The organism is Mycobacterium sp. E802 (genome assembly GCF_001666875.1).
Lineage (GTDB): Bacteria > Actinomycetota > Actinomycetes > Mycobacteriales > Mycobacteriaceae > Mycobacterium.
Genome location: NZ_LZJD01000127.1, coordinates 1 through 5,764, shown reverse-complemented (window position 1 = coordinate 5,764; position 5,764 = coordinate 1). Strand labels below are relative to the sequence as shown.

Here is a 5,764-nt window from a genome sequence, read left to right as displayed (position 1 = left end):
CTCACACCGAACTACCTGAGGCTGCACTTCCGTGCCGAGCGGCTGCTCGCCGAGCACCGGGTGCACCCCACGATGTGGGTGCGGGGCTGGTTCCCGCACGACGGGAAGGCGCACCAACGCGGCTACACCCTGGTCAACGCCGATCCGCGGGCCGGCACCGTCGACATCGATTTCGCCATGCACGACGGCATCGCCACCCGCTGGGCCGGCGGTGCCCAGCCCGGCGACGTCCTGGACGTGACGGTCCTCGGCAGCAACTTCGCCTTGCCCGAGCCGGCCCCGGCCGGATACGTCATCGTCGGGGACACCGCGTCGCTGCCGGCCATCAACTCACTGTTGGATGCGATCGGCGACGCCCCGGCCCGGGTGTTCCTGGAGGCCGGCCACGACGACGACCGTCAGCTCCCCGTCGCCGGTGATGCGGACATCACCTGGGTCGACCGTTCCGACGACGGCCTGCGGGCGGCGGTCAGCGCCTCGGCGTTCGACGCCGCCGATCACTTCGGCTGGGTGGCCTGTAACAACCGCACCACCCGGGCGGTGGCCCGGGTCTTTCGCGAGGAGTACGGCATTCCCCGCAGATCCATCAAGGCACAGGCGTATTGGGTGGCGTGACCGGCTGCTGAGCCGGTATCACCAGCGGGGCGACGAACTCGGCCAGCATCGTGCGTTCGTCGGCCTCGTCGACGCCGGGAAACACCAGCAGCGACACCATGATCCGCACCAGCCACCGGGCCCGCCGGCCCACCTCGTCGCCCGCGTCGGAGCCCAGTGAGCGCACGAATCCCTCCACCAACGCGCGAATCACCTCGGAGTGTTCGGCCATCTCGCCGCCGATGGGCGGTTGCGCGGTGGCGAACCAGGACGACAGCGCCGGGCTCTGCCGCACCGCCCGCAGCGCGGTGATCACACCTTCGATCAACCGTTCGTCCGGATCGGTGACCGCCGCCACCTGCTCGCTGACGTCGTCGTACAGTCGGCGCGCCTCCCGGTGCACGTACGCGGTGTAAAGCGCTTCGCGGTTCTCGAAATAGCGGTACAGCGTCGCGCGGGAACACCCTGCGGCTGCGGCGATCTCGTGCATGCCGACGGTGGCCGCCTGCTGTTTGGTGAACAGGACGTCCGCCGCATCGAGGATGTGGTCGGCGGCCACTTCGGACCGCCGCACCGACAGCCAGTCGCGGGCCATCAAGTACCGGCCCGGAACGGCACGGACAGCGGCCGTCGGACGTAACTACCACCGGCCCACACCACGGCGTCCACATCGACCTCGAATTCCGGATAGCGCGACAACAACTCGGTCAACGCTACCCGGGACTGCATCCGGGCCGCCGCCGCGCCCAGGCAGAAGTGTGCCCCGTGGCTGAAGGTGAGAATGTTGCGGGGCTTGCGCCGCACATCGAGTTCGGCTGCGTCGTCGCCGAATTCGCGTTCATCCCGATTTCCGGACCCGTACAGCAGCAGCGTCTTGCGGCCGGCCGGGATCGTGGTGTCGCCGATCGTGACGTCGCGGGTGGTGGTGCGGGCCAGGCCCTGCACCGGCGAGGTCAACCGCAGGAACTCGTCGACGGCCTCCGGGATGAGTCCCGGGTCGTCGACCAGGAGCCGACGCTGATCGGGCCGCTGCTGCAGCAATTGCACTGCACCACCGAGCATTCCGGTGGTGGTGTCGTTGCCGCCGGTGACCATGGTGAAGGTGAACGCCAGGATCGACAACACGCCCGCGATGTCACCATCTCCACCCACCCCGGCGGCGACCAGATGCGAGATCGTGTCGTCACCGGGTTCCCGACGACGCCGCTCGATGAGCTCGGAGAAATAGCCCATCATCGAGGCCACCGCGGCGCCGGCCGTGCCCATCGCCGCGGTGATGCCTCCAGCCGAACTGTTTGCCGCGACGATCGCCTCGGTCCAGTCATCGAACTGGTCGCGGTCGGCCTCAGGCACCCCGAGGTAGTGCGCGACGACCATCGACGGCAGCGGTTTGAACAGTTCGGTGACGATGTCCCCGCCGCCGTTCGAGCGCAACCCCTCGAGGCGCTCGACGACGAACTCCCGCACCTTCGGTTCGACGGCCTCGACCTGTCGCGGTGTGAAGCCCCGTGACACCAACTTGCGGAATTCGGTGTGCACGGGCGGGTCCTGCATGACGAACGGCGGATTGTCGGCCAGGCCGATCATCTCCAGCTCGCCGTAGGTGATGGTCAGGCCTTGTGCCGAGGAGAAGGTCTCGTGGTCACGGGCGGCCGACCAGATGTCGGCGTGCCGGGACAGCACGTAGTAGTCGTTCTCGGGTTTCTCGTCGGGCACCACGTGGTGCACCGGGTCGTGGTCGCGCAGCGCGGCGTACATCGGCCAAGGGGCGGCCCAGGTATCGGCGTCGGCGGGTTCGAACCGCGCGGGGCTGTGAGACAAAGTCACTGACATGTCTTATTCGTACGACGCAAGCCCGCATGGTGTCAATAGCGGGTTTGCCTGGGTAGGCTCGGGCGCGATGAACACCCCAGCGTGTTACCGCCATCCGGACCGCCCCACTTACGTGCACTGCACGCGTTGCCAACGTCCCATCTGCCCGGAGTGCATGCGCTCAGCAGCCGTGGGACATCAATGCGTGGAGTGCGTCAACGAGGGGGCGAGGTCCGTGCACGCCCCGCGCACCCAATTCGGCGGGGTGGCGCGGCCCGGGGCGCCCGTGCTGACCTATGCGCTGATCGCGGTCAACGTGGTGATGTTCGTGTTGCAGATGGCGGCCGGAACGCTGGAACAGCAGTTCACCCTGTGGCCGCCCGGAATCGCCGCGCACGACGAGTACTACCGCCTGGTGACCTCGATGTTCCTGCACTACGGCGCGATGCACCTGCTGTTCAACATGTGGGCGCTCTACGTCGTGGGCCCGCCGCTGGAGCAGTGGTTGGGGCGGTTGCGGTTCGGCACGCTGTATGCGCTGAGCGGTCTCGGCGGCTCGGTGCTGGTGTATCTGCTGTCCCCGCTGAACACCGCGACCGCTGGGGCTTCAGGTGCCATCTTTGGTCTGTTCGGCGCGATCTTCGTGGTGGCGCGCAAGCTCAATCTCGACGTCCGCATGATCGGTGCCGTCGTCGTCATCAACCTGGTGTTCACCTTTGCCGGACCGGCGCTGGGAACCGGGGCGATCAGCTGGCAGGGCCACGTCGGCGGCCTGATCACCGGGGCCGGAATCGCCGCGGCGTTCGTCTATGCGCCCGCGGCACGGCGAAATGCCGTACAGGCCGGAGTCTCGGTGGCCGTGCTGGTGGTCTTCGCGGCCCTGATCGCCTGGCGCACAAGCACTCTGTTGACGCTGTTCGGTGTCGGCTAGCGCAGCTAGATCGCCGCGCCGGGGTTGAGGATGTTCAGCGGATCCAGCGCCTGCTTGATCCGCTGATTGAGCGCAAGCGCGTCCGGCCCGATCTGCCCGGCCAGCCATGGCCGCTTGAGCCGGCCCACGCCGTGCTCGCCGGTGATGGTGCCGCCCAGGCTGATGGCCAGGTCCATGATCTCGCCGAAGGCGAGCTGGGCGCGGGCCGCCATGTCGGTGTCGGCCGGATCGAACACGATCAGCGGGTGCGTGTTGCCGTCACCGGCGTGGGCGATCACCGAGATCATGACGTCGCGCTGGGCGGCGATCTCGGCCACCCCGCTGACCAGTTCGGCCAGTGCCGGCAGCGGCACCCCGACGTCTTCCAGCAGCAGGGATCCCTTGGCCTCGACGGCCGGGATGGCGAAGCGGCGGGCGGCCACAAACGCCTCGCCCTCGTCCGGGTCGGAGGTCGAGAACACCTCGGTGGCACCGTATTCGGTGAAGACCTCGGCCATGAAGGCGGTGTCGTCGGCGCCGGCGGCGCCACGGTCGTCGGAGGCGGCCACCATCATCGCCGCGGCGGTGCGGTCCAGACCCATCTTCAGCTTGTCCTCGACGGCGTTGATCGCCACCGAATCCATGAACTCGAGCATGGACGGCCGGATCTTGCCGGTGATCTTGACGACCGCGCTCGCGGCGGCCTCCACCGAGTCGAAGGTGGCCACCACGGTGCACGGCGCGTGCTGCGGCGGCAACAATCGCAGCGTCGCCTCGGTGACCACGCCCAGGGTGCCCTCGCTGCCGACGAACAGCTTGGTCAGGCTCAGGCCCGCAACATCTTTCAACCGCGGCCCGCCCAGGCGTACCGCGGTGCCGTCGGCCAGCACCACCTGCAGGCCCAGTACGTAATCGGTGGTCACGCCGTACTTGACGCAGCACAGCCCGCCGGCATTGGTGGCGACATTGCCGCCGATGCTGCAGATCTCGAACGACGACGGATCCGGTGGGTACCACAAGCCATGGGCCGCAACGGCTTTCTTCACTTCGGCGTTGAGCAGGCCGGGCTGTACGGTGGCGGTCCGGGTGACCGGGTCGACGGTGATGTCGCGCATCTTCTCCGTGGACAGCACGATCCCGCCGTCGAGAGCCGTCGCGCCGCCGGACAGTCCGGTGCCCGCACCACGCGGTACGACCGCCACCCGATGCTCGCTGGCCCAGCGCAGCACGGTCTGCACCTCCTCGGTGCGGGTGGGCCGGACCACGGCCAGCGGAGTGCCCGCCGCCGGATCGGCCGCCCGGTCCCACCGGTAGGAGGCCAGGATGTCGGGGTCGGTGACGACGACACCTTCGGGCAGCTTGGCGATGAGCTCTGACAGCACACCGCGATCCTACGAGCGATCCAGCGCGCGCAGCGCCGGCAGCCCGATCGCGACCAGGCCGAGCAGCAGCATCGGCAGCGACAGCGCCAGGAACGTGGCGTGCAGCCCGGCGGCGTCGGCCAGCGGCCCGGCCACCACCAGGCCCAGCGGGCCCGCCGCGTAGGCCAGCGATCCCATCACGCCGACCACCCGGCCACGCAGATGCGGGGGAGCCGTGGTCTGCATGACGTAGTTGTAGATCGGCGCGATCGGCCCGTAGACGAACCCGACGATCGCGCACAGCACCAGGATCACCGGCAACGGCGGCAGGAAGGCCACGCCCGTCATCGCCACCCCGAGGGTCAGCACCGCGGCCAGCATGGTGGCCCGTCGGCTCATGTACTTCGAGAGCACCGCGTACCCGAGTGCACCGAGCAGCCCGCCGATACTCAGCGCCATCAGTACCCACCCGAGTTCGGTGGGCTCGTCGCGGTCGGTGAAGTATTTCGGGAACAGCACGCTTTCCATCGGCATGTACAGGCCGGTGGCCACCAGGTCGACGATCGCCAGCGTGCGCAGAACCGGTGTGCGCCAGACGAACCGCAGTCCCTCGACGATGCCGGCCCACACGTTCTCGGTCAGCGCCGAACGGTCCGGAGCGCCGGCACCTTCCAGGCGCAGCACCGAGATGGCCAGGATCGAACAACAGAACGCCGCTGCGGTCACCCACATGGTGTTGATCCCGCCGAGGGTGGCGATCAGCAGGCCGCCGATGCCCGGGCCGACGATGTAGGCCAGGTTGAACACCGCCTCGTACACGCTGTTGGCGTGGTCCAATGTCCAACCGGCCCGGCTGGCGGCCTCGGGCAGCATCGTTTCCCGCGCGGTCATGCCGGCCGGGTCGAAGAACGCCCCCAGTGCGGCGAGCACGGCCAGCACCGCGACGTTCACCGCGTCCACCCCGAAGATCAGCGCCAGCACCGGCACCGCGGCGACCGAGAGGGCCGAGAGCAGATCGGAGATCATCGATACCAGCCGCCGGCCCAGGTAGTCGACGGCCGCCCCGGCGATCAGGGTGGCGACCAGC

6 protein-coding genes are annotated in these 5,764 nt (G+C 68.7%); 2 read left to right on the top strand and 4 right to left on the bottom strand.

Annotation, left to right across the window (positions count from 1 at the left end; translation table 11 throughout):
- On the top strand, positions 1–615 hold a 615-nt coding region (locus A5699_RS18760; RefSeq protein WP_067772068.1), incomplete at its 5' end, for a siderophore-interacting protein.
- Here the strand turns inward: A5699_RS18760 and A5699_RS18755 are convergent.
- Together A5699_RS18755 and A5699_RS18750 are read right to left on the bottom strand one after the other, a co-directional pair.
- Positions 587–1,189 carry a TetR/AcrR family transcriptional regulator gene (locus A5699_RS18755; RefSeq protein ID WP_067772065.1) on the bottom strand — a complete coding sequence of 201 codons (603 nt, stop codon included), beginning with the start codon at positions 1,187–1,189 and terminating at the stop codon, positions 587–589. The two genes, A5699_RS18760 and A5699_RS18755, sit on opposite strands and share 29 nt — an antisense overlap.
- Positions 1,189–2,427: a cytochrome P450 gene (locus tag A5699_RS18750; protein ID WP_067772062.1), complete on the bottom strand. Its 1,239-nt coding sequence runs from the start codon at positions 2,425–2,427 to the stop codon at positions 1,189–1,191. Before A5699_RS18750 ends, A5699_RS18755 begins: the two co-directional genes overlap by 1 nt.
- Positions 2,428–2,494: 67 nt before the next feature.
- Between A5699_RS18750 and A5699_RS18745 the strand changes: the two genes are divergently transcribed.
- On the top strand, positions 2,495–3,337 hold the full coding sequence (locus tag A5699_RS18745; RefSeq protein ID WP_197508333.1) for a rhomboid family intramembrane serine protease: 843 nt from the start codon (positions 2,495–2,497) through the stop codon (positions 3,335–3,337).
- A gap of 5 nt (positions 3,338–3,342) precedes the next feature.
- On the opposite strand, the gene A5699_RS18740 is transcribed toward A5699_RS18745, so the two are convergent.
- Both A5699_RS18740 and A5699_RS18735 read right to left on the bottom strand, forming a co-directional pair.
- Positions 3,343–4,698, bottom strand: a complete 1,356-nt coding sequence (locus A5699_RS18740; protein WP_067772057.1) for an FAD-binding oxidoreductase — start codon at positions 4,696–4,698, stop codon at positions 3,343–3,345.
- 9 nt (positions 4,699–4,707) lie between these two features.
- The coding region (locus tag A5699_RS18735) for an MFS transporter (RefSeq protein ID WP_067772053.1) at positions 4,708–5,764 on the bottom strand (1,057 nt) is incomplete at its 5' end.

Coding starts and splice junctions, on each gene's coding strand:
- A5699_RS18755 (WP_067772065.1), bottom strand. CDS start 1,189: ATGGCCCGCGACTGGCTGTCGGTGCGGCGGTCCGAAGTGGCCGCCGAC.
- A5699_RS18750 (WP_067772062.1), bottom strand. CDS start 2,427: ATGTCAGTGACTTTGTCTCACAGCCCCGCGCGGTTCGAACCCGCCGAC.
- A5699_RS18745 (WP_197508333.1), top strand. CDS start 2,495: ATGAACACCCCAGCGTGTTACCGCCATCCGGACCGCCCCACTTACGTG.